The sequence below is a fragment of the Streptomyces sp. JLBG701 genome (assembly GCF_058544905.1).
This window is the reverse complement of sequence record NZ_CM178588.1, coordinates 10,063,180-10,084,248: the sequence shown is the minus strand read 5'-3', so window position 1 is coordinate 10,084,248 and position 21,069 is coordinate 10,063,180. Positions and strand designations below refer to the sequence as shown.

General features: G+C 71.0%; 18 protein-coding genes. 3 read left to right on the top strand and 15 right to left on the bottom strand.

The window, feature by feature from the left end:
* Positions 1-5: 5 nt before the first annotated feature.
* The 5 genes from AC5DRG_RS46060 to AC5DRG_RS46040 all read right to left on the bottom strand — a co-directional run bounded on the left by AC5DRG_RS46060 (position 6) and on the right by AC5DRG_RS46040 (position 5,685).
* Positions 6-992, bottom strand: a complete 987-nt coding sequence (locus tag AC5DRG_RS46060) for an NADPH:quinone oxidoreductase family protein (protein ID WP_491806230.1) — start codon at positions 990-992, stop codon at positions 6-8.
* Positions 989-2,188, bottom strand: coding sequence for an acyl-CoA dehydrogenase family protein (locus AC5DRG_RS46055; protein ID WP_491806229.1), 1,200 nt, complete (start codon positions 2,186-2,188; stop codon positions 989-991). Before AC5DRG_RS46055 ends, AC5DRG_RS46060 begins: the two co-directional genes overlap by 4 nt.
* Positions 2,185-2,952 (bottom strand): SDR family NAD(P)-dependent oxidoreductase, encoded by a 768-nt coding sequence (locus tag AC5DRG_RS46050; protein WP_491806227.1) that lies wholly within the window; start codon positions 2,950-2,952, stop codon positions 2,185-2,187. The genes AC5DRG_RS46055 and AC5DRG_RS46050 overlap by 4 nt, the downstream gene beginning before the upstream one ends.
* A gap of 16 nt (positions 2,953-2,968) precedes the next feature.
* A complete protein-coding gene (locus AC5DRG_RS46045) occupies positions 2,969-4,117 on the bottom strand; it encodes an acyl-CoA dehydrogenase family protein (RefSeq protein WP_491806225.1) in 1,149 nt (382 codons plus the stop codon).
* 95 nt (positions 4,118-4,212) lie between these two features.
* Complete coding sequence (locus AC5DRG_RS46040; protein WP_491806223.1) at positions 4,213-5,685, bottom strand: FadR/GntR family transcriptional regulator; 1,473 nt, start codon at positions 5,683-5,685, stop codon at positions 4,213-4,215.
* 175 nt (positions 5,686-5,860) lie between these two features.
* Here AC5DRG_RS46040 and AC5DRG_RS46035 point away from each other — a divergent pair, with 175 nt between their 5' ends.
* Positions 5,861-7,051 (top strand): acyl-CoA dehydrogenase family protein, encoded by a 1,191-nt coding sequence (locus AC5DRG_RS46035; protein WP_491806222.1) that lies wholly within the window; start codon positions 5,861-5,863, stop codon positions 7,049-7,051.
* 86 nt (positions 7,052-7,137) lie between these two features.
* Here the strand turns inward: AC5DRG_RS46035 and AC5DRG_RS46030 are convergent, their stop codons facing one another.
* The 10 genes from AC5DRG_RS46030 to AC5DRG_RS45985 all read right to left on the bottom strand — a co-directional run bounded on the left by AC5DRG_RS46030 (position 7,138) and on the right by AC5DRG_RS45985 (position 18,845).
* Complete coding sequence (locus AC5DRG_RS46030; protein WP_491806220.1) at positions 7,138-8,802, bottom strand: thiolase C-terminal domain-containing protein; 1,665 nt, start codon at positions 8,800-8,802, stop codon at positions 7,138-7,140.
* The gene (locus tag AC5DRG_RS46025) at positions 8,799-9,947 is read right to left on the bottom strand and encodes a thiolase family protein (RefSeq protein ID WP_491806218.1); all 1,149 of its coding nucleotides are present in this window, start codon (positions 9,945-9,947) and stop codon (positions 8,799-8,801) included. The genes AC5DRG_RS46030 and AC5DRG_RS46025 overlap by 4 nt, the downstream gene beginning before the upstream one ends.
* A 13-nt stretch (positions 9,948-9,960) precedes the next feature.
* Positions 9,961-11,121 (bottom strand): CaiB/BaiF CoA transferase family protein, encoded by a 1,161-nt coding sequence (locus tag AC5DRG_RS46020; RefSeq protein ID WP_491806216.1) that lies wholly within the window; start codon positions 11,119-11,121, stop codon positions 9,961-9,963.
* Between the two features lie 2 nt (positions 11,122-11,123).
* Complete coding sequence (locus AC5DRG_RS46015; protein ID WP_491813341.1) at positions 11,124-11,888, bottom strand: crotonase/enoyl-CoA hydratase family protein; 765 nt, start codon at positions 11,886-11,888, stop codon at positions 11,124-11,126.
* 34 nt (positions 11,889-11,922) lie between these two features.
* On the bottom strand, positions 11,923-13,179 hold the full coding sequence (locus AC5DRG_RS46010; RefSeq protein WP_491806214.1) for an FAS1-like dehydratase domain-containing protein: 1,257 nt from the start codon (positions 13,177-13,179) through the stop codon (positions 11,923-11,925).
* A gap of 21 nt (positions 13,180-13,200) precedes the next feature.
* On the bottom strand, positions 13,201-14,697 hold the full coding sequence (locus tag AC5DRG_RS46005; protein ID WP_491806212.1) for a class I adenylate-forming enzyme family protein: 1,497 nt from the start codon (positions 14,695-14,697) through the stop codon (positions 13,201-13,203).
* 66 nt (positions 14,698-14,763) lie between these two features.
* Positions 14,764-15,867: an acyl-CoA dehydrogenase family protein gene (locus AC5DRG_RS46000; protein ID WP_491806210.1), complete on the bottom strand. Its 1,104-nt coding sequence runs from the start codon at positions 15,865-15,867 to the stop codon at positions 14,764-14,766.
* Positions 15,858-16,331: a VOC family protein gene (locus AC5DRG_RS45995; protein WP_491806208.1), complete on the bottom strand. Its 474-nt coding sequence runs from the start codon at positions 16,329-16,331 to the stop codon at positions 15,858-15,860. The genes AC5DRG_RS46000 and AC5DRG_RS45995 overlap by 10 nt, the downstream gene beginning before the upstream one ends.
* A gap of 8 nt (positions 16,332-16,339) precedes the next feature.
* Positions 16,340-17,539, bottom strand: coding sequence for a cytochrome P450 (locus tag AC5DRG_RS45990; protein ID WP_491806206.1), 1,200 nt, complete (start codon positions 17,537-17,539; stop codon positions 16,340-16,342).
* A 73-nt stretch (positions 17,540-17,612) separates the two neighbouring features.
* A complete protein-coding gene (locus tag AC5DRG_RS45985; protein ID WP_491806204.1) occupies positions 17,613-18,845 on the bottom strand; it encodes a CaiB/BaiF CoA transferase family protein in 1,233 nt (410 codons plus the stop codon).
* A gap of 109 nt (positions 18,846-18,954) precedes the next feature.
* Between AC5DRG_RS45985 and AC5DRG_RS45980 the strand changes: the two genes are divergently transcribed.
* Positions 18,955-20,274, top strand: a complete 1,320-nt coding sequence (locus AC5DRG_RS45980) for an acyl-CoA dehydrogenase family protein (protein WP_491806202.1) — start codon at positions 18,955-18,957, stop codon at positions 20,272-20,274.
* Complete coding sequence (locus AC5DRG_RS45975; RefSeq protein WP_491806200.1) at positions 20,271-21,047, top strand: SDR family NAD(P)-dependent oxidoreductase; 777 nt, start codon at positions 20,271-20,273, stop codon at positions 21,045-21,047. The genes AC5DRG_RS45980 and AC5DRG_RS45975 overlap by 4 nt, the downstream gene beginning before the upstream one ends.
* The last annotated feature ends 22 nt before the right edge of the window (positions 21,048-21,069 follow it).

The window sequence follows — 21,069 nt, the reverse complement described above, 5'->3', positions numbered from 1 at the left end:
AGTACTTACTGGCCTCCGCCGGTCATTTCCAGGACCACCTTGCCGGTCGTACGGCGTTCGGCCACGTCTGTCAGGGCGGTCGCGACCTCGGCGAGGGCGTGGACGCGGGAGACCAGCGGGCGCATTCCGTCCCGGACCATCCGGGCGAGCGCCCGGTCGGCGGCGGCCACGGCGTCCGGGGCGTACTGGCGGACGGTGCGGATCTCGAAGCCCCGGACGACCAGGTCCTTGAGCAGCACCAGGTTCAGCGGGATCCTCGGGATCTTTCCGTCGGCGTACCCGACCGTGACGAACCGGCCGCCCCGCCGCAGCCCGCGCAGGGCGGCCTCCGCATGGTCGCCGCCCACAGGGTCGATCACGAGGTGGACGCCCTCGCCGCCGGTCAGTTCGCGCAGCCGGAGCTTCAGGTCCTCGCGGACGTAGTCGACGCCGCCCTCGGCTCCCAACTTGCGTGCTACGACAAGCCGTTCGGGGCTCGACGCGGCCGCGACCACGCGCATCCCCAGCCGGTTCGCGACGTCGACGGCCGCGGAGCCGACCCCGCCGGCGGCGCCGAGTACCGCGGCCCACTCCCCCGCCGTGGCCTGTCCGACGGTCACCAGGGAGTGGTAGGCGGTCGCGTAGGTCACGTGGAACGCGGCGGCGTGGACCATGTCGAGGCCGTCGGGGATCTGGCGCAGGCTCGCCACGGGTACCACGACCTGCTCGGCGAACGCTCCCGTGAGCACCGCGCCGGCGACGGGCGAGCCCACCGGAGGGCCGGACACGCCGGGGCCCAGGGTGGCGACGACTCCGGCGAACTCGCTGCCGGGCGTGAACGGCAGGGGCGCGGGGACCTGGTACTGGTTCGCCACGATCAGCACGTCCGGAAAGTTGACCGCCGCGGCGTGGACGCGGACCAGGACCTCTCCCGGGCCGGGGGCGGGGTCGTCGAGTTCGACGACCGAGAGTTCGCCGGGCGGTCCGTAGCGGGTGCAGCGTGCGGCCCTCATCGTGTCCTCTCCACGGTCGGCATCGCCGGGTCCCGGGGCAGACCCAGGACCTGCTCGGCGATCGTGTTGCGCTGGATCTCGGCGGTGCCCGCCCCGATCGTCGAGGCCCGGGTGCGCAGGAAACCCCAGACCCAGCGGCCGCGTTGGACGGCGTGCGGATCGCGTCGGCCGAGCATTCCGTACGGCCCGAGCAGCTCCACGGCGAACTCGTGCAGCTCCTGTTCGAACACCGCGATGAACAGGCGCGAGGTCGAGGACGCCGGTCCCGGTTCGCCCTTGGCCAGGATGTCGGCGATGGTCCGCATCCCGGTGAGCCGCATGATCGACACCCGTATCTCGAAGTCCGCGAGCCGGTCGCGGACCAGCGGATCCTTCGTCGCCCCGCGTTCGCGCGCCAGCTCGATCAGCTCGTCGAGGACGCGCCGGTACAGCGCGGCCTGGTTCATGGCGCCGGCGGCCCGTTCGTGCCCGAGGCTCGTGCGCACCAGCGGCCAGCCGCCGTTCTCCGCGCCGATCCGGTCGGCGACCGGGACCCGTACGTCGTCGAAGAAGATCTCGCAGAAGTGCGCGTCCCCGGTCAGGTCGCGCAGCGGCCGTACGGTGACTCCTGGGGCGTGTGCGTCGATCAGCAGATAGCTGATGCCGTCCTGGCGCGACTCGGGTGGTCCGGTGCGGACGAGGGTGAAGAGGACGTCGGCGATGTCGGCCGAACTGTTCCACACCTTCTGCCCGTTGACCACGTACTCCGTCCCCTCGCGACGCGCTGTCGTGCGCAGTGCGGGGAGGTCGGAACCTGCCTCCGGTTCGGAGTAGCCCTGCGCCCAGACCGTGTCGCCGCGCAGCATGGGGCGCAGGAAGCGCTCCTTCTGTTCCGCCGTGCCGTACGTGATGAGGGTGGGCGCGGCGATGCCGAGTCCGGTGCCGAGCGGTCCCGGCACCCGAGCGCGCGCGTACTCCTCCTGGTAGATCACCTGGCGGGCGAACGACAGGTCCATGCCGCCGTACGCGTGCGGCCAGCTCGGGCCGGCGTAGCCGCCGTCGTACAGCGTGGCCAGCCATTTCTTCTGCCAGGCGAGACGCTCGTCGGGATCCTTGGGGCGGCGGCCGGGGTGATGGTCCGTCAGGAAGGCGCGCAGGCGGGCGCGGAACTCCTCGTCGGTGCCGGAGGTCCTGGAGGTCCCGGGGTGCTCTGTCATCGCGGAGCCATGCGGATGGCCCCGTCGAGACGGATGGTCTGGCCGTTGAGGTAGGGGTTCTCCAGCATCTCCACGGCGAGGCGGGCGAAGTCGTCCGGGTCGCCCAGGCGTTTGGGGTGGGGCACGGAGGCGGCCAGGCCCTCGCGGATGTCCTCGCGGAGGCGGCCGAGCATGGGGGTGTCCATGATGCCGGGGGCGATGGTGTTCACCCGGATCTGCCAACTGGCCAGGTCGCGGGCGGCGACGAGGGTCATGCCGTGCACTCCGGCCTTGGCCGCGGTGTAGGAGGTCTGCCCGATCTGGCCGTCGAACGCGGCGACCGAGGCGGTGAGGACGACGGCGCCCCGGTCGCCGTCGAGAACGTCGTTGCCGGAGAGGCGGGCGGCGGCCAGGCGCAGCACGTTGTAGGTGCCGACCAGGTTGACCCGTATGACCTCGGCGAACGTGGCGAGTTCGCCCGGGTTGCGGTCGCGGTCGATGATCCGGGTGCGGTCGCCGCCGCGCCCCGCGCAGTGCACGACGAAGCGCAGGGCGCCGTGCTCCTGTGCCGCGTCGAGGGCGGCCGCGACCTCGGTCTCGTCGGTGACGTCCGTGACGACGAAGCGGGCGTTGTCGCCGAGGTCGGCGACGGCCTTGACGCCCTGTTCCTCGGAGATGTCGGCGAGGACGACCCGGCCGCCGCGGTCGATGATCCGCCGTGCGGTGGCGAGGCCGAGGCCGGAGGCGCCGCCGGTGACGAGCGCCGTAGAACCGTCGATGTTCACACCCAACTCCTCATGCTCACAGGCCCAGGGACTTGCTGATGATGGTCTTCATGACCTCGCTGGTGCCGCCGTAGATTCGGGTCACCCGGGCGTCGGCGTACAGCCGGGCGATCGGGGATTCGAGGATGTAGCCGTAGCCGCCGTGCAGCTGGAGGCAGCGGTCGACGACGCGGCCCTGCGTCTCGGTGCAGAACAGCTTGGTCTTCGCGGCGTCGACGGGGCTGAGTTCGCCGTCGACGAGTGCCCTGATCGCCGCGTCGAGCAGAGTCTGGGCGGCTTCCAACTCCGTTGCCATGGCGGCGAGTTCGAACTTGGTGTTCTGGAAATGGGCGACCGGCTTGCCGAACACGGTGCGGTCACGGACGTAGGTGACGGTCAGGTCGATCGCGGCGCGGGCCTGGGCGACGGCACCGACCGCGATGGCCAGCCGCTCCTGAGCCAGGTTGCGGCCGAGGTGGGTGAACGCGCCGCCTTCCTCCCCGAGGAGGTTGCCGACGGGGACGCGGACACCGGCGAAGGACAGTTCCACCGTGTCCTGGACGGCGAGACCGATCTTCTCCAGCTTGCGCCCGACGGTGTACCCGGGCATGCCCTTCTCCACGACCAGCAGGGACAGGCCGGCCCGTCGGTCGTCCGGGTCGGTGGCGGTGCGGGCGACGACGATCACCAGGTCGGCGTGGTGTCCGCCGGTGATGAAGGTCTTGGCGCCGTCGAGCACGTAGTGGTCGCCGTCGCGGACCGCTCGTGTCGTGACGCCGGCGAGGTCCGAGCCCGTGCCCGGTTCGCTCATCGCGATCGCGGTGTACAGCTCGCCCGAGGCCAGCCCCGGGAACCAGCGCGCCCGCTGCTCGGCGTTCGCGAGGCCCGTGAAGTACGGGACGACGATGTCGAGATGGGTGCGCAGTCCGCCGAGGGTCACTCCCGCGCGGGCGCACTCCTCCTGGATGACGGCGTTGAAGCGGTAGTCGTCCTGGCCGCCCCCGCCGTACTCCTCGGGGATGGCCGTGCCGATGATGCCGAGCTTGCCCAGTGCGGTGAACAGGTCACGCGGGACGAGGCCGACGCGCCGCCAGTCCTCGTACACCGGGAGCACTTCGCGGGTGAGGAAGTCCCGCACCAGAAGACGGAAGTCCTCGTGGGTCTCCTCGAACAGGGTCCGACGCATCGCGTCTCCTTCGACCTAGACCCTATTCAGTATACGTAATTACCCTTCCCGATCCAGAGGATCACGGAAACAGTCAGCGTGCGGGCAGTACGGAGTCAGTGCCACCAAGGAATGAGTGCATCCAAATGCCGTCGCATCCGGTGGCGGGCCACTCCGGCGTCTCCCTGCGCGATCGCGTCGAGGATGCGCTGGTGGACGTGCTGGACCTCGTCCGCCACCGTGTCGCCGGGGAGCTGCCGGTCATGGCCGGAAGCGTGCCTGCGGAACAGCTCGGTGATGATCGCGAGGAACAGCGACAGCACCGGGTTGTCGGCCAGTGCGGCCAGTTCGGTGTGGAACAGGTCGGCCTTGCGCGGGTCGTCGGCCGGTCCCTCCGTCGCCCAGTTGACGGCCTTGGCGAGACGCTCGGCGACCTCCGGGTCGCCCTCGGCGTAGCGGGCGGTCACCCGGGCGACGATGCCGAGTTCGACGGCGTTGCGGACGATCCGCAGGTCGTCGGCGGTGACGCCCTGGTACTCCAGGAACAGCGCCATCGTGTCGATGCTGGCCTGCGGCTCGGGTTCGGTGACGATCAGCCCGCCGCCGGGACCGCGGCGCATCCGGGCGACCGAGTGGTACTCCAACAGCCGTACCGCTTCACGCAGTACGGCCCTGCTGATCCCGTAACGCGCGAGCAGATCGGTCTCCGAACCGAGCACCATGCCGGTCTGCCAGCCGCGCGCGGCGATGTCGTCGTGGATCCGGGCGGCGACCACTTCGGCGAGCTTGGCCCGCGGGCCCTCGACCAGTTCGGGCTCGATCACGTTGCCCGCGATCCGCTGCCCGCGGCGCACCCGGTGCTTCTCGATCCAGGCGGCCACCGACTCCAGGTGCGCGGTCAGCTCCGTCTGGGCGCGCGCTCCGTCGTCGGCGATCACCGCGTCGACGACGGCCTGGTGAGCCGCGTGCGAGGTCTCCTTCGCCGCGTGCATCTCCGCCTTGGAGATCCGGCGGGAGGTGTGCGCGTACCGGGCGGTGAGGCGGGTGAGCACGTCGACGAACAGGTGCAGCACCGGGTTTCCCGACAACTGGCCGAGTACCGGATGCAGCGGGTCCTGCGCCTGGACCCCGGGGTCGTCCCAGCGCTCGAGTTCGGCGTCGAGCGTGGCGCGGAGGGTCGCGATCCCGTCCTCGGTGATCCGCTCCGCGGCCAGGCCGGCGGCGATGGGCTCCAGCAGGAGGCGGGCGTTCAGCAGGTCCGTGACGCTCGTGCCGACGTATTCGAGGTAGATCACCATCGCACGGGTCGCCGGGCCGGCGTCGGGGGCGCAAACGATCAGGCCGCCGTTCGGGCCGCGCCGCATCCTGGCGACCTGGTGGTGCTCGACCAGCCGCACCGCCTCGCGCAGCACCGCCCGGCTCACCCCCAGCTGCTCCCGCAGGTCCACCTCGGAGCCCAGCGACTCGCCGACGGGCCAGCCCCGGCGGATCACGGTCGCCTCGATGCGTTGTGCGGTCTGCGCGGCCAGCTTGCCGACCGGGGTGCCGGTCTCGCCGTCGGCGGGCTCGCGGTCGACGGCAGTCGCCATGGGCCAACTCCTCTGGGGGATATTGCGGATCCCCAGTCTATTCACCACGGATACCAGACACTGGCAGACAGGCCAGCACCATGGTTAGAGTATCCTCATTTCGGACCGCCCGCATGACGACGCCTTATCACGACGCCTCATCAGGACGCTTCATGACGACAGGGAGCCGACAGCGATGCGACTGGAGTCCACGCCCGAGCTTGAGGCGTTCCGGAGGAAGGTGCGTGCCTTCGTCGCGGAGCACGCGCCCGGCGTCAAGGCCCATGCGGGCGTGCGCGCGCCCGAGCCCGAGCTGATGCCGGCGATCCGGGAGTGGACCGCGAAGCTGTACGAGGCGGGCTTCCTCGGGATCGACTGGCCGGCCGAATACGGCGGCCGGCCCGACGCGCATCCTCTCGAACCGTCCGTCGTCGCCGAGGAGATCGCCCACGCCCGCACCTGGCAGCCGGTCGGCGCGGCCTCGTTGGCCTCCGCTGCACTGATCGAGTTCGGCACCGAGGGGCAGCGGGCGCGCTTCCTGCCGCGTATCCGCACCGGTGACGACGTGTGGTGCCAGCTCTTCAGTGAACCGGAGGCGGGCAGTGACCTCGCGGCGCTGCGGACGCGGGCGCGGATTGAGGGCGAGGGGGACGACGCGGTGTTCGTCGTCGACGGGCAGAAGGTGTGGACGACCAACGGACAGCATGCCGACCTCGGTTATCTGCTCGCGCGCACCGATGCGGATGCCCCCAGGCACAAGGGGATCACGGCGTTCGCGCTGGACATGCGCAGTCCGGGGGTCGGCATCCGGCCGCTACGGGAGATCACCGGGACCACCGACTTCAACGAGGTGTTCCTCGACGGGGTCCGCATTCCCGCCGCGAATGTGATCGGGCGGGTGGACGACGGCTGGCGGGTTGCGATGAGCAGCCTGGGCCGCGAGCGCTCGGGCGTGGGCGCGCGGGGCGTCGAACTTCTTGCTGTCCTCGACGATTTGTTGCGGCTGGCCGAGGAGACGTCGATCGGCGGGCGGCCGGCGCTGGACGACTCCGCTACCCGGCAGGCGATCGGTGAGCTTGCCACGCGGGTGGAGGTGAACGCGGCGATGACCGGGCTTGCGCAGTCGCGGATGCTGCATCGGACGGAGGGGGCTGCTGACGCCATGTTGGGCAAGATCTTCTTCAGCGAGCTGAATCATGATCTGGTCGACTTCGGGGTGCGGTTGCAGGGGACGGACGGGTTGTTGGTCGAGGGGGATCAAGGGGCTGTGGCGGGGGGCTGGTGGCAGGATGCGCATCTGTATTCGCGGGCGTTCACGATCGCGGGCGGGGCGAACGAGGTCTTGCGTACGCAGATCGCTGAGCGGGGACTGGGATTGCCGCGTTAGGTCGTCGTTTGGCTGCTGCGCCGTCGTGGCTGGTCGCGCAGTTCCCCGCGCCCCTAGGTGGGTTGCACCTCGGCTGGTCTGATTCCTCAGGGCGCTTTCCTCAGCAGCATCGCCCCCGATGGCACTCCCCCGCCCGCGGTTACCACCGCCAACCGGGCGTTCTCCACTTGGCGCCCTTGCGCGTCGCCCCGCAACTGCAGCATCGCCTCGCGGACGAAGCCGTAGCCGTGCAGGCGGCCCGCCGAGAGTTGGCCTCCGTGTGGGTTCAGGGGTAGCTCGCCGTCCAGGGCGATCGTCTTGCCGCCGGCGATGAAGTCTGTCGCCTCGCCCGGGCCGCAGAAGCCCAGGCCCTCCAGCCAGGACAGGGCGTTGAAGGTGAAGCCGTCGTAGAGGAGGGCGACGTCTACGTCGGAGGGGGTGAGGTCGGTGCGGGTCCAGAGGTGGGCTGAGGGGCCGCGCGATTGCGGTAGGTGAGTCAGGGTGTCCTGGTCCCAGCTGAGGCGTTCGAGGACCGCCGTGCCGACCGATTCGACCAGGACGGGCGGGCGGGGGCGGTCGTACGCCGTCTCGATCGCGGAGACGACCACGGCCACCGCTCCGTCGCAGGGGACGTCGCAGTCGTAGAGGCCGAACGGGGTTGTGATCATGCGTGCGTCGAAGTAGTCGTCGAGGGTCATCGGGTCGCGGTGCAGCGCCTCCGGGTTGCGGGCCGCGCCCGCCCTCGCGGTGACGGCGATGGCACCTAGGGCCTCGCGGCCGACGCCGTAGCGGTGCAGGTAGTGGGAGGCGTTGCAGCCGATCCACTGGGCGGCCGACATGGCTCCGAAGGGGGCGCGGAACTCCAGCATGCCGGTGGCGCGGCCGCCGCCGGTCTGCCACTGGCCGGAGCGGACCAGGGCGCTGTGGGAGGACTCCCAGACCGTGCGGAAGCACAGCACGTGCCGGCACAGACCGGCGGCGACCGCGAGCATGCCGGCGGTGATCGAGCCGATCTGGCCGGGCACTTCGCGCGCGCCGTTGACCCAGGTGGGGCGGAGTTGCAGGGCCTCGGTCAGAGCGGTGATGCCGCCTTCGCTCATGCCGTCGGGGCTCGGTCCGGGGTAGGTGGACAGCCCGTCGATGTCGTCCGGGGTGAGCCCCGCGTCCGCCACTGCGGCCAGGCAGGCATCGGCCGTGAGCGAGAGAGGGTCGACCATGAGGCGTCTGCCCACGCGTGACTGGCCTACGCCGGTCAGCGCGACCCGGTCCTCGTATTTTCGCGGGGAGGCCATGGGGCGCAGTGCGGTGCGGATCTCGCGTTGCTCGGGCAGTGGTCCGGGGCCTTCGGCGGCCTCCTTCTCCGGGTCCGGCGCGAACAGGGGGACATACACCCCTTCGTCCGCAGTCGGCTCGAATCTCACCCTCACCCGCATCCCGACGCGCACCTCGTCCGGCTCGCAGCCCACGACGTTCGTCGTCAGGCGGGCTCCGTCGTCTTCGGCGAGCGCGACGACCGCCACGACGTACGGGGGAGGGAAAGTGGGCAGCCAGGTCTGGTGGTTGACGCTGAAGCCTACGACCACCGCCTTGCCGGAGACCGGCGCGAGCGCCACCTCGCGGCTGCGGCAGGAGGGGCACAGCGGCAGCGGCGGATGGAAGTACCGGCCGCAGTCGGCGCAGTGCGAGATCCGGAGTACGCCGTCGGCGCCGGAGCGCCAGAACTCGGCGCTGGCGAGGGTGGGTTGGGGCAGTGGGCGTACCACAGAGGTCATCGCTGCAGCAGTTCGATGATCGTGGCGTTGGCCGTGCCGCCGCCCTCGCACATCGTCTGAAGGCCGTAGCGCAGGTTCTCGCGCCGCATCTGGGCGAGCATCCGTGTCATCAGGATGGCTCCCGAGCCGCCGAGCGGATGGCCGACCGCGATGGCGCCGCCCAGCGGGTTCAGCCGCTCGGGGTCGGCGCCCGTTTCGGCCAGCCAGGCCAACGGCACTGGTGCGAAGGCCTCGTTGACCTCGTACACGCCGATGTCGTCGATGGTGAGTCCGGCCCTGCGCAGGGCCTTCTCGGTCGCCGGGATCGGGCCGGTGAGCATCACCACCGGGTCCGCGCCGCTGACCGCGCCCGAGTGGTAGCGGGCGATCGGGGTGAGACCGAGCTCGCCGGCCCGCTCCGGGGTCGTGATGAGCAGCGCGGCGGAACCATCCGATATCTGGGAGGAGTTGCCCGCGTGGATGACACCATCGTCCTTGAACGACGGCTTGAGTCGGGCCAGTGTCTCGGGTGACGTGCCGCGCCGCAGGCCTTCGTCCACGGTGAACTTCGTCCCCTCGACCTCGATCGGGACGACGTGGTCGTCGAAGACGCCCGAGTCGATCGCCGCGGCGGCCTTCGCGTGTGACTCGGAGGCGAACTCGTCGAGCCGCGTGCGGCTGAACCCCCAGCGTTCCGCGATGAGTTCGGCACCGGTGCCCTGGCTGAACTCGACTCCGCCGTAGCGGGCCAGGGCGGCGGGGCCGTACGGCTGTCCCGTGGTCCGGTGCGAGCCGAGCGGCACCCTGCTCATGGTCTCGACGCCGCCCGCGACCACGAGGTCGTACTGCCCGGCCATGACGGCGTGTGCGGCCTGGTCGACCGCCTGCTGGCTGGAGCCGCAGGCCCGGTTGACCGTGACGGCCGGGACGTGTTCGGGCCAGCCCGCGGCGAGCACGGCGAACCGGCCGACGTTGCTGGACTGGTCGCCGATCTGGGTGACGCAGCCCCAGACCACGTCGTCGACCGTGCCGGGGTCGATGCCGGTCCGCTCCACGAGCGCGGTCAGCACCTTCGCCGACAGATCCGCGGCGTGCACCGGGGCCAGCGTGCCGTTGCGCTTGCCGATCGGGGTGCGTACGGCGTCGACGATGACGGCCTCTCGCATGACAGCTCCTTCGTCAGATCGGTTCAGGTTGGTTCGTCTCGGCTCTTGCCGGTTCATGAGGTCGGTCGGGGAACTCCACTCCCCAGTCCCGGAACACCGCCCGGGTGTCGGCGCCGACGGGCGGTGCCGTGCGGCCGGGGCTCGACGGTGTCGCCGAGAAGCGGGGGGCGGCGGCCGGCTGGACCACTCCGTCGCGGGCGAACAGGCTGCCGCGCGCGGCCAGATGGGGGTGCGCGGCAGCTTCGGTGAGGCTCAGGACGGGGGCCACGCAGGCGTCGGTGCCCTCGAACAGTGCGGCCCACTCGTCGCGGGTGCGTTCCGCGAACCGTTTCGCCAGCAGCTCGCGCAGCTGCGGCCAGGCCGACCGGTCGTGCTGGCGTTCCGGGTCCACGCCGAGGTCGAGCAGCTCCACGAGGCTGCGGTAGAACTTGCGCTCCAGCGCGCCGACCGCCACATGCCGGCCGTCCCTGGTCTCGTACACGGCGTAGAACGGCCAGCCGCCGTCGAACCGGTTGACTCCCCGCTCGTCGCTCCAATCGCCGCGTCCGAGCTTGGCGAAGGTGCTCGCCAGGAGGTGGGCGGTGCCGTCGACGATGGCCGCGTCGACGACCTGGCCCTGCCCGGTGCGGCCGACGGCGTGCAGCGCGGCCAGGACACCGATCACCAGGTAGCAGCCGCCGCCTCCGAAGTCGCCGACGAGGTTGAGCGGTATCTGCGGGGGGCCGCCCGCGGCACCGACCGCGCCCAGTGCCCCGGTGAGGGCGATGTAGGTGATGTCGTGGCCCGCGGCGGCCGCCAGCGGTCCGCTCTGGCCCCAGCCGGTCATCCGGCCGTAGACCAGGCGGGGGTTGCGGGCCAGGCAGTCGTGAGGGCCGATGCCCAGGCGTTCGGTGACGCCCGGGCGGAATCCCTCGATCAGTACGTCGGCGCGCTCGACCAGGCTAAGGAGTGCGGCGGGCGCGGCCGGGTGCTTCAGGTCGAGCACCACCGATCGTTTCCCGCGGTTGAGGACGTCGGCGGGCCCGCCCGCGTCCGGCTCGCCCGAGCGCTCCGGCCGGTCCACGCGGACGACCTCCGCCCCGAGGTCGGCGAGCAGCATCCCGGCGAACGGTCCCGGGCCGATTCCGCCGAGCTCGACCACCCGGCAACCGGCCAGCGGCCCTGTCGCCGGCACCGTCAGCGTCCCTTCCAGACCGGTGCCCGCTTCTCGGCGAAGGCGGCGGCGCCCTCCCTCGCGTCCTCGGACTTGAACACGGGAGCGGCGATCTCGAACTGCCTCGTCCACCCCTCCGTCAGCGTCCAGTCCGTGGCGTGGCTCGCGATCTCCTTGGTCGCCGCGACGGCGAGGGGGCCGTTCGCCGCGATCGTCCCGGCGAGTTCCAGCGCTCCCTCCAGCGCGCCGCCCTCGTCCGTGAGCCGGTTGACCAGGCCGACCTCGGCCGCCCGTACGGCGCTGATCGGCTCCCCGGTCAGCAGCAGCTCCAGCGCCACGGCGTACGGGATCCGCCGGGGCAGTTGGAGTGCCGCGCCGGCGCGGGCGACCAGGGACCGTTTCACCTCGGGCACGCCGAGCCGCGCCGAGCGGGCGGCGACCACCAGGTCGCAGGCCAGCAGCAGTTCGAAGCCGCCCGCCAGGGCCCAGCCCTCGACCGCGGCGATCAGCGGCTTGCGCGGCGGCGTCATGCTGATCCCGCACAGCCCGCGCCCCTCGATCGCGGGCGACTCCCCCCGCAGCCACGCCTTGAGGTCCATCCCCGCCGAGAAGGTCCCGCCCGCCCCCGTGAGCACACCGACCCGCAACTCGTCGGATTCGTCGAGCTCGTCCACCGCCGCCGCCACTCCGGCGGCCACTCCGGCGTCCAGCGCGTTCTTCACCGCCGGCCGGTTGATCGTGATGACCTGGACCGCGCCTCGGCGCTCCACCAGCACCTCGTCCGACACCTGAACCTCCTTGTTTCGTACGGTCATTGGCCGGTCATTGGCCGGTCACGGCGAATCGGGCCAGTTCATGGGCGACCACGCCGTCCAGGTCCTCGGCGGGCGGCGCGGGCAGTTCGACGGCACGGTCCCGGGTCGGCAGGAGTACGACGGCCGTCCCGGGCGTGGTGACCTCACCCCGCTGGTTCTCGCAGCGCACCTCGATGTGCACCTCGTAGCGCCCGTTGACCTGCTCCTTGTCGACGACCGTGCCGCGCACCCAGGTGGTGTCGCCGTGGTAGTTGAACCTGCGGTGTTCGCAGCGGAGTTTCCACAGCCAGCCGTCGTCGCCGATCCAGTCGGTGAGCAGATGGCACAGCCAGGTCTCGCGCATGCCGCCGTAGTCGTACGGGTTCGGCAGCCCGAGTTCCTTCGCCCGCTCGGGCTCCCAGTGCAGGCGCTGCACGGTGTCGGGGACGTTGAGCGGATTGGGCGGGTAGAGCCCCGGGGCCTTGCGCCGGATCTTCGCTGCGATCCCGAACGCGCCGGGCGGGGTGAGCTGCATGCCCCAGCCGAGGTGCCAGACGACCACGTCCGTGGTGGTCAGGGGCCCCTTCACCCGGGGTTGCAGTTCGTCGCCGATCTCGACGTCCTCCCAGTAGCGCGGCTCGGCGCCGCGCCGGCTCTCGGCCGCGTAGGCCGCGTCGATCTCGGCGATTTGGTCGGCCGTATAAGGCTGTTGGGCGAGCTGTTCCTTGGCGCGCTTCTTCGAGGTGTGCCGTTCGGCGTTGATCCAGGTGCCCCGCCGCAGGGCGTGCATCTCGCCGCGCCCGTTGGCGTAGAGGTAGTCGCGGACGACGTGTGCGGTGCGCCCGCCGAAGCTGCTGCGCTTGAGCTGCACGCCCACCTGGGTCTGCAACACCCTGCAACGGTCGCCGAGTTGGAGGGGCCGCCACCACTCGAACTCCATCACCGCCTGGTAGGACCCCAGTCCGGCGAAGGGGTCGCCCTTGAGCAGCGCCTTGGTCTCCGAATCCGGCGTGGGCGCGGCGTCCTCCCCCATCGTGTAGAGGAAGGCGGGCGGGGCGACGAGGGTTCCCCAGCGGGTTTTCGCCGCGTACTCCGGGTCGCAGTACAGCGGGTTGTCGTCGCCGTAGCCGTACGCGAAGTGCCGTACGCCGTCCCAGGTCACCTCGTAGTTGTGGGGCGGGTTGCGCTGGGGCTGGGGGACGCCCAGGCGGCGGCGGGAGCGTTCGACCGCCTCGTCGGTCAGCATGCCGAACCCGTCGGCGGTCTTCTCCTGTGCACTGGTCATCGCGGTTCCTCCTTGACGGGCTCAGGCCTTGGCGCGTTCCGCGAGCCGGGCACGGACGAGGTCCAGCAGATCGACGCGGCTGACCTTTCCGGACGGGGTCCGGGGCAGTTCGTCGAGTACGACGATGTGCGCGGGCACCTCGTAGGGGGTGAGCCGGGTGCGGCACAACGCCTCAAGTCCGGCGGGGGTGGGCGGGGTTCGCCCCGGCACCGCTTCGACCGCCGCGACCGGCACCTCGCCGAGCCGCTGGTCCGGCAGCCCCGCCACCGCCGCCTCACGCACGGCGGCGTGGCTCTCCAGAACGCGTTTGACGGCCTCCGGCTGCACCTTGAAGCCGCCGCGGATGATGGCGTCGTCGGCACGCCCCTCGATCCACACGAACCGGTCGGCGTCCAGCCGGGCCAGGTCACTGGTCCGCACCCAGGCCCGGCCGCCCGGTGAGCTCTGCTCGGTGCGGACCTCAAGGCGGCCGGTCGCGTCGACGGGCAGTTCGTCGCCGTCCTCGCCGGTCACCCTCAACTCGACGCCGGGAAAAGCGCGTCCGGCACTGCCCGCCTTCAGCTCCCACCACTCCTCGTGCAGCGGCAGCGTCCAGCCGGCGACCGCTCCGGCGAATTCGGTGGCCCCGTAGGTCATCAGGACGGGGATGCCGTACGTGCGGAAGAACGCGTCGGCGAGTTCGGGCGGGCAGGGTGCGGTGCCGGAGGTGACGACCTGGAGGCTCGCCAACCGCTCCCGGGGCACGCCCGCGTCGAGTACGGCACGCAGGGCCGCCGGTACGAGGCTGGCCGCCCGCAGTTGGTGCCGCTGCACGGCGTCGACCCACGGTTCGACGGCGAACCTGGGCATGAGGAGCATGCGGCGCCCGGTGGCGAGACAGGCGAGCGCCCGCCACAGTCCGCCGATGTGCACGAGCGGAGTGGCCACGAGTGACGCCGAATTCGACAGCAGCCTGCGGGACTTGGGTGTCTGGCCGCCGGAGACGAGCGCCTGGTCGAGCTGGCCGATGCGCAGGTGTACGCGTTTCGGGGGGCCGGTGGTGCCGGAGGTGAGCATCTCCACGGCGACGCCCGGATTGGCCGGCGCCCGCGTGGGAGCGGCGCCGCCGGTGGGTCGTAGCGCGCCGTCCGCGCCCAGTTCCAGGGCGGCGCCGTGTGCGGTGACGGCGCCGAGCACGCCCTCACCCGCGAGGGCGCCGGCTCCGGAGACGACGACGGGCAGCTCGCAGTCGGCGATGTCGGCGGCGAGGCGTGCGGCGGGTTGCAGCGGGCTGAGCATCACCAGGCAGCGCCCGGAGGCGATCACCGCGGCGACGACGGCGACGTGCTCGGGCCTGTTCTCCAGGACGACACCGACGCGGGCGCCCGTGTGCAGGCCCGCCGTGTCGAGCACGTCGACGACACTCCGCGCGGTCTCCTGGACCTGCCCCCATGTCCACCAGTCCCCGTGGTGCTCGATCGCCTCGGCGTCGGCAGGCGCTTCGGCCAGCAGCCGGGTCAGGCGGTCGCGGATTCCCACGTGTTCAGCCTTTCGGAACGGCCGAGCACCGCTCGGCGACGACGGAGTCGGATCTCGCGGATCACGTCAGATTCCGACCAGGTCGGCCAGCCGCCCTCGGTGCAGCGCCGGGCTGCCGAAGAGCTGCTCGGACGACTTGGCGCGCTTGAGGTACAGGTGTGCGTCGTGCTCCCACGTGTAGCCGACGCCGCCGTGGATCTGGATGTTCTCCTTGGCCGCGTGGGTGAAGGCCTCCGCGCAGTACGCCCCGGCCAGCACGGCTGCCGCCGGGAGTTCGGCCGGTGCCTCGGCGGCCACGGACATCGCGTGGTAGGCCGCCGATCTGGCGGCCTCGACCACGACCAGCGTGTCGGCGCACTTGTGCTTCACCGCCTGGAACGACCCGATGGGTCGGCCGAACTGCGTCCGGATCTTCGCGTACTCCACCGCCGCGTCCAGACAGGCCTGTGCGCCGCCGACCTGCTCGGCGGCGAGCGCCACGACCGCGAGGTCGAGCACGGTGCGCAGAAATCCCGACGCGTCTCCGTACGGGCCGACCCGCACCGCGGGCGCGCCGTCGAGGTCGATCCGCGCGAGTCTCCGCGTCGGGTCGAGGGTCTCCAGTCGGGTACGGGTCACTCCGGATCCGGCCCCTTCCACGGCGAACAGTCCGGGTCCGGAGTCGGTGCGTGCCACGACGAGGAGCAGGTCGGCGCTGTCGCCGTCGACGACGAACATCTTGGTGCCCGACACCGTCCCGCGCGCGGCCTCCGTCGCGACGTCCTCCGGTCGCCAGGACCCGCTCTCCTCGGCGAGCGCCAGCGTGGCGGTCAGCGAACCGTCGGCGATCGCGGGCAGCCAGCGCGCCTTCGCCGTGTCGTCGCCGGAAGCCGCAAGGGCCTGTCCGGCGAGGGCCACGGTCGCGAAGTAGGGCGACGGCAGCAGGGACCGCCCCAGTTCCTCCGCTACGATCCCCAACTCGACGGGGCCGCCGCCGGACCCGCCGTACTCCTCGGGCAACGCCAGCCCGTGCAGGCCGAGTTGGACGGCCATCTGCCTCCACAGCTGCGGATCGTGGCCCTCGTCGGACTCCATCCAGCGGCGCACCGACGCACTCGGCGACTTGTCGGCCAGGAAGCGGCGCAGCGTCGAGCGGAGTTCCTCCTGCTCCTCGGTGAACGTCAGGCCCACGCCGGTGCCTTCGAGCGCAGGTAGACGTCGAAGTCCGGCATGCGGGCGCGGTCCACGATCTCGATCCGGATGCCCGACGGGGCCAGGTGGTAGGCGAAGATCGACGGGGTGCCGTCGACGATCGCACAGGCCTCCAGGGGGAACCCCGACTCCTCCAGCCGTTTCGACGTCGCCGGGACGTCGTCGCAGAAGTAGCCGAGGTGATGGGTCGCCATGCGCTCGGCCGCCGTCCACGGGGTGCCGGGGATCTCCTGTACGAGTTCGATGTGCGGGGCGTCCAGCGAGTACGCGAAGCGGAGGGGGAGCACGCGCTCGCCCTCCGCCAGGCGGACGGGCAGTTCGGCGGACATCGTCTCGGTCCAGCGGTGGCCGGCGACCTCGCTCATCCGGGTCTTCCACAGCTCGATGTCCGGGACGACGATTCCCGTGTGGAACAGGTCCGTCGCCGCGAGCGGAGGCGTCATGGCGTCGCTCACCATTCGAGCCGGAGCTGCTTGATGCCGTACATGTTGCCGTGCTGTTCGAGTTCCTGACCCGGGGTGATCCGGTATTCCGGGATCCGCCGGTGCCATTCCTCGACGGCCACGTTGAGTTCGAGGCGGGCGAGGTGCGAGCCGAGGCAGCGGTGCGGGCCCGAGCCGAACGCGATGTGGTTGGTGGTCGGCCGTTGCAGGTCGACCTCCAGCGGGTTCTCGAACCGTTCGGGGTCCCGGTTGGTGATCGCGAGCGGGAGCATCACCATCTCGCCCGCCTTGACCGGGCAGCCGCCTATCTCGACGTCCCGCGTCGCCTTGCGCGCCGGGACCACGAACGAGTAGACGCGGAGGATCTCCTCCACGGCCGTGGGGACGAGCGAGGGGTTGGCGACGATCGCCTTGCGCTGCTCGGGATGCGTCGCGAAGTGGTACAGCGCCCAGCCGATCGAGATGGGGACCGTGTCGAAGCCGGCCTGGAACAGCAGGATGCAGAACGCGTGCATGTCCCGGTCGCTGATCGGCTCGCCGTCGATCGTCCAGGTCATCGCGCGGGACAGCAGGTCGTCGCGGGGAGACTCGCGCCGCAGGGCGATCTGCTCCTCGAAGTAGTCCGACACGGCGTTCATGGCGGCCATCTGCCGCTTCGCCTCGGGGTCCTCGCCGTAGGACAGGTGCAGCAGATCGTGCACCCAGGCGAGGAACTGGGCGAGGTGCTCCTCGGGCAGGCCCATCAGCCGCATGAAGATCACGGTCGGGAAGCGGCGGGCGAACGCGTCGAGGACGTCGGCCGAGCCGCTGTCCCTCAGCTCGTCGATCAGGTCGACCGCGACCTGCCGCATCTCCGGTTCGCGGGCGGCGACGGTCTTCGGCGAGAAGGCGCTGCCCAGCAGGCGGCGCCACGCGGTGTGCTGGGGCGGGTCCAGCATCTCCGGGATCCACAGGAACCGCGGATTCGGCTCCAGCACCGTCACCGACGTGTTGGAGAACGTCCGCCAGTCCTGCAACGCCTGCTGCACCGCCTCGGCCTCCGTGACAACCCAGTAGCCGCGCGCGATGGTGCTGCGGAACCCGGAGTGGGTGCCGGCGATCTCGTCCCAGCGCCGCTGGTGGCTGAGCACCGGGCCGCCGAGGCGGTTGTCGAAGTGGTAGGCGGGCACGCCTTCGTGACTGCCGTCTGGTTCGAGCGTCGTGCTCATCGCGGCTCCTCTCGTCGCCCGGTTAGTCATGGGATGCGTCGTGGGACGCGTCGTGCGGTTCGTCGTACGGTCGTCACGTCGCCGCGCCTTCGATCTTCAGCGCGATGAGCTCGTCCTCGCCGAGGCCGAGCGACCGCAGGACCTCGTCGGTGTGTTCCGCGAACTGCGGTGCCCGGCTCAGGGCAACCGGCGTCTCGTCGAACTGGACGGGGCTGGCGACCAGTTCGCGGTCGACGCCGTCCGCGTCCACGACCGGCGCGATGAGACCGTTGGCGCGCAGCGAGGGGTCCTGGCCGACCTCCCACGCGTTCTGCACGGCGGCCCACTGCCCCTCTCCGCGGGAGAGGATGTCGACCCACTCCGTGTAGGGGCGCGACGCGATGAGGTCGGCGACGATCTGCGCGGCCGGTGCGGCGTTGGCCATCAGCTTCTCGGCGCTGTCGAAGCGTTCGTCGGCGCCCAGTTCCTCGCGGCCGGCGAGCTTGCAGAACTCGGCCCAGTAGCGGCCGGGTTGGAGCATCGAGAGTTCGATCCACCGTCCGTCCAAGGTGCGGTAGGCGCCGATGAGCGGGTTGGTGGCCGAGCCGTGGCGTGGCGGGACCTTCACCGGGAGGGGGCCGCCGGTCATCAGCGCGAGGTTGACCGTGAACTGCGTGGCCCAGGCGCCGACGCCGAGCAACGACACGTCCACGACGGACGGTTCGCCCGTGGTCGCGCGGGAGTAGAGGGCGGCGGCTATGCCACCGGCGATCGTCATGCCGCCCATCGAGTCGCCGTAGGCGCCGGCGGGCATGCGGGTCATCCGGTCGGCGCCGGGCTGGGTGACTCCCGCGGCGCTGCCGCCGCGCGCCCAGAAGGCCGTGCTGTCGTAGCCGCCCTTTCCGGCTTCCTCGCCGCGGGTGCCGAAGCCGCTGCCCCGCACGTAGATGATGTCGGGGTTGACCGCCCTTACGTCCTCGACGTCGATGCGCAGCTTCGCGCGGGCCTCGGGCAGGAAGTTGGTGAGGAACACGTCGCTCTGGCGGATCAGTTGGTCGAGGACCCGGCGTGCGGAGGGCTTCTCCAGGGCGAGTCCGACGCTGCGTTTCCCCCGGTTGGGCCCTTCCATGATCGGGAAGAACGACGACCCTTCGCTGGCGGCGTCGTAGCCGAGCACCCGGACCAACCCGCGCTGGGCGTCGCCCCGTTCGGCGTGCTCGATCTTGATCACGTCGGCGCCCCAGTCCGCGAGCACGGCGCCGGCCGCCGGGACGAAGGTGAACTGCGCGACTTCGAGAACGCGAACGCCCTCCATCGGCCTCTGCATCGACCAACTCCTCACACTCAATACGCCCTCACGCGCTCCGAGTATGGACCGATCCTCGCTAAAAAGTATACTGTTTTGCCGTCCCTCACCAACTCGTTCCGGAGAGCCGATGCTGGATTTCTCGATCGAACCCGAGTTCCAGGCCAAGCTGGACTGGGCGGCGGCCTTCGTACGGGAGGAGGTCGAACCACTCGACCTCCTCTTCCCGCACGGCGGCGATCCGTACGACACGCGCAACGAGAAGGCCCGCGCGATTCTCCGGCCACTGCAGGAACAGGTCCGGGCCCAGGGGCTGTGGGCCTGTCACCTCGGTGCCGAATTGGGCGGCCCTGGCTACGGCCAGGTGAAGCTCGCCCTTCTCAACGAGATCCTCGGCCGCTCCTACTGGGCCCCCACGGTCTTCGGCACCGCGGCCCCGGACACCGGAAACGCCGAGATCCTCGCCATGTTCGGCACCGACGAGCAGAAGGCCCGCTATCTGCGACCGCTGCTCGACGGCGACATCGTCTCCACCTTCTCGATGACGGAACCGCAGGCCGGGGCTGATCCGAAGGAATTCACCTGCCGCGCCCGGCGCGACGGGCAGGAGTGGGTGATCGACGGGGAGAAGTGGTTCTCCTCCAACGCCCGGTACGCGGAGTTCCTCATCGTCATGGCCGTCACCGACCCGGACGCACCGCCGCACGCCCGGATGTCGATGTTCATCGTGCCGTCCGAGACGCCCGGCATCGAGATCAAGCGCAACGTTGGCACGATGGACGAGCGCGACTCCCTCGACGAGGGCATCCACGCCTACATCCGCTACCACCAGGTGCGGGTCCCGCTCGACGCGATGCTCGGGGGCCCGGGTGAGGGCTTCAAGGTCGCCCAGGCCCGGCTCGGCGGCGGCCGGGTGCACCACGCCATGCGGACCGTGGGCAAGTGCACCCGCGCCTTCGACATGATGTGCGAGCGCGCACTGTCCCGCCGAACACAGGGCACTCTTCTCGCCGACAAGCAGGCCGTGCAGCAGTTCATCGCCGACTCCTGGCTGGAGTTGCAGCAGTTCCGGCTGCTCGTCCTGCACACCGCGTGGGTCATCGACACCCAGCCGCACGGCGCCGCCCGCACTCAGATCGCGATGTGCAAGGTGGCGACGGCCAAGGTGCTGCACGACGTCATCCAGCGCGCCCTGCATCTGCACGGCTCGCTCGGCACCACCAACGAACTCCCGCTCGCCAAGTGGTGGATGGCCGCGCCGAACCTCGCCCTCGCCGACGGCCCGACCGAGGTGCACCGCACCACGATCGCCAAGCAGCTGCTCAAGAACTACCGGCCGGCCGAAGGGCTGTTCCCCAGCGAGCACATCCCGCCGAAGCTGGAGGCGGCCCGCAAGCGGTACGCGCACATCATCGACGCCGACACGCCCGCCGGGCAGGTGGGCGCATGAGTGCCGGGCGTGACGCCAAGTCCATGGCTCCGGCCGACCTGTTCGACCTCTCCGGCAAGGTCGCGCTCGTCACCGGCGGCAGCCGGGGTCTGGGCCTGGAGATGGTGCGGGCCTTCGCCACGGCGGGCGCCGACGTGGTGATCACCAGCCGTAAGGCCGACGCGTGTGAGACGGTCGCCGCCGAGGTGCGGGGCCTGGGCCGGCGCGCGCTACCGGTCTCCGCTCACGTAGGTCACTGGGACGACCTTGGCCGGCTTGTCGACGCCGCCTACGACGAGTTCGGGAAGGTCGACATCCTGGTCAACAACGCCGGGATGTCTCCACTGGCTCCGTCGTCTGCCGAGACGAGCGAGGAGCTGTTCGACAAGGTGATCGGCGTCAACTTCAAGGGGCCCTTCCGGCTTGCCTCGCTGGTGGGGCAGCGGATGGCCGACGCCGACGGGGGCTCGATCATCAACGTCTCGTCGTCCGGGGCGCTGATGCCACAGCCGCGGTTCGGCCCGTACGCCGGTGCCAAGGCCGCGCTCAACGCGCTGACCACTGTGTTCGCCCTGGAGTTCGGTCCGAAGGTGCGGGTCAACACGATCTCGGCCGGGCCGTTCCTCACGGATATCTCCAAGGCGTGGGCGGAGGAGAAACGGCAGACCGCACGCAGCGCGATCGGGCGCCCGGGGCAGCCGGAGGAGATCATCAGTACGGCGCTGTATCTGGCGAGCGACGCGTCCAGCTATACGACGGGTGCGCTGATCCGAGTGGACGGTGGGCTGTACTAAGCGGGACTGCACCCCGCAAGGG

Bases quoted from the DNA above. Each gene is read 5' to 3' on its own strand.
- AC5DRG_RS46060 (WP_491806230.1), bottom strand. From the start codon at position 992: ATGAGGGCCGCACGCTGCACCCGCTACGGACCGCCCGGCGAACTCTCG.
- AC5DRG_RS46055 (WP_491806229.1), bottom strand. From the start codon at position 2,188: ATGACAGAGCACCCCGGGACCTCCAGGACCTCCGGCACCGACGAGGAG.
- AC5DRG_RS46045 (WP_491806225.1), bottom strand. From the start codon at position 4,117: ATGCGTCGGACCCTGTTCGAGGAGACCCACGAGGACTTCCGTCTTCTG.
- AC5DRG_RS46040 (WP_491806223.1), bottom strand. From the start codon at position 5,685: ATGGCGACTGCCGTCGACCGCGAGCCCGCCGACGGCGAGACCGGCACC.
- AC5DRG_RS46035 (WP_491806222.1), top strand. From the start codon at position 5,861: ATGCGACTGGAGTCCACGCCCGAGCTTGAGGCGTTCCGGAGGAAGGTG.
- AC5DRG_RS46030 (WP_491806220.1), bottom strand. From the start codon at position 8,802: ATGACCTCTGTGGTACGCCCACTGCCCCAACCCACCCTCGCCAGCGCC.
- AC5DRG_RS46025 (WP_491806218.1), bottom strand. From the start codon at position 9,947: ATGCGAGAGGCCGTCATCGTCGACGCCGTACGCACCCCGATCGGCAAG.
- AC5DRG_RS46010 (WP_491806214.1), bottom strand. From the start codon at position 13,179: ATGACCAGTGCACAGGAGAAGACCGCCGACGGGTTCGGCATGCTGACC.
- AC5DRG_RS45995 (WP_491806208.1), bottom strand. From the start codon at position 16,331: ATGACGCCTCCGCTCGCGGCGACGGACCTGTTCCACACGGGAATCGTC.
- AC5DRG_RS45990 (WP_491806206.1), bottom strand. From the start codon at position 17,539: ATGAGCACGACGCTCGAACCAGACGGCAGTCACGAAGGCGTGCCCGCC.
- AC5DRG_RS45985 (WP_491806204.1), bottom strand. From the start codon at position 18,845: ATGCAGAGGCCGATGGAGGGCGTTCGCGTTCTCGAAGTCGCGCAGTTC.
- AC5DRG_RS45980 (WP_491806202.1), top strand. From the start codon at position 18,955: ATGCTGGATTTCTCGATCGAACCCGAGTTCCAGGCCAAGCTGGACTGG.
- AC5DRG_RS45975 (WP_491806200.1), top strand. From the start codon at position 20,271: ATGAGTGCCGGGCGTGACGCCAAGTCCATGGCTCCGGCCGACCTGTTC.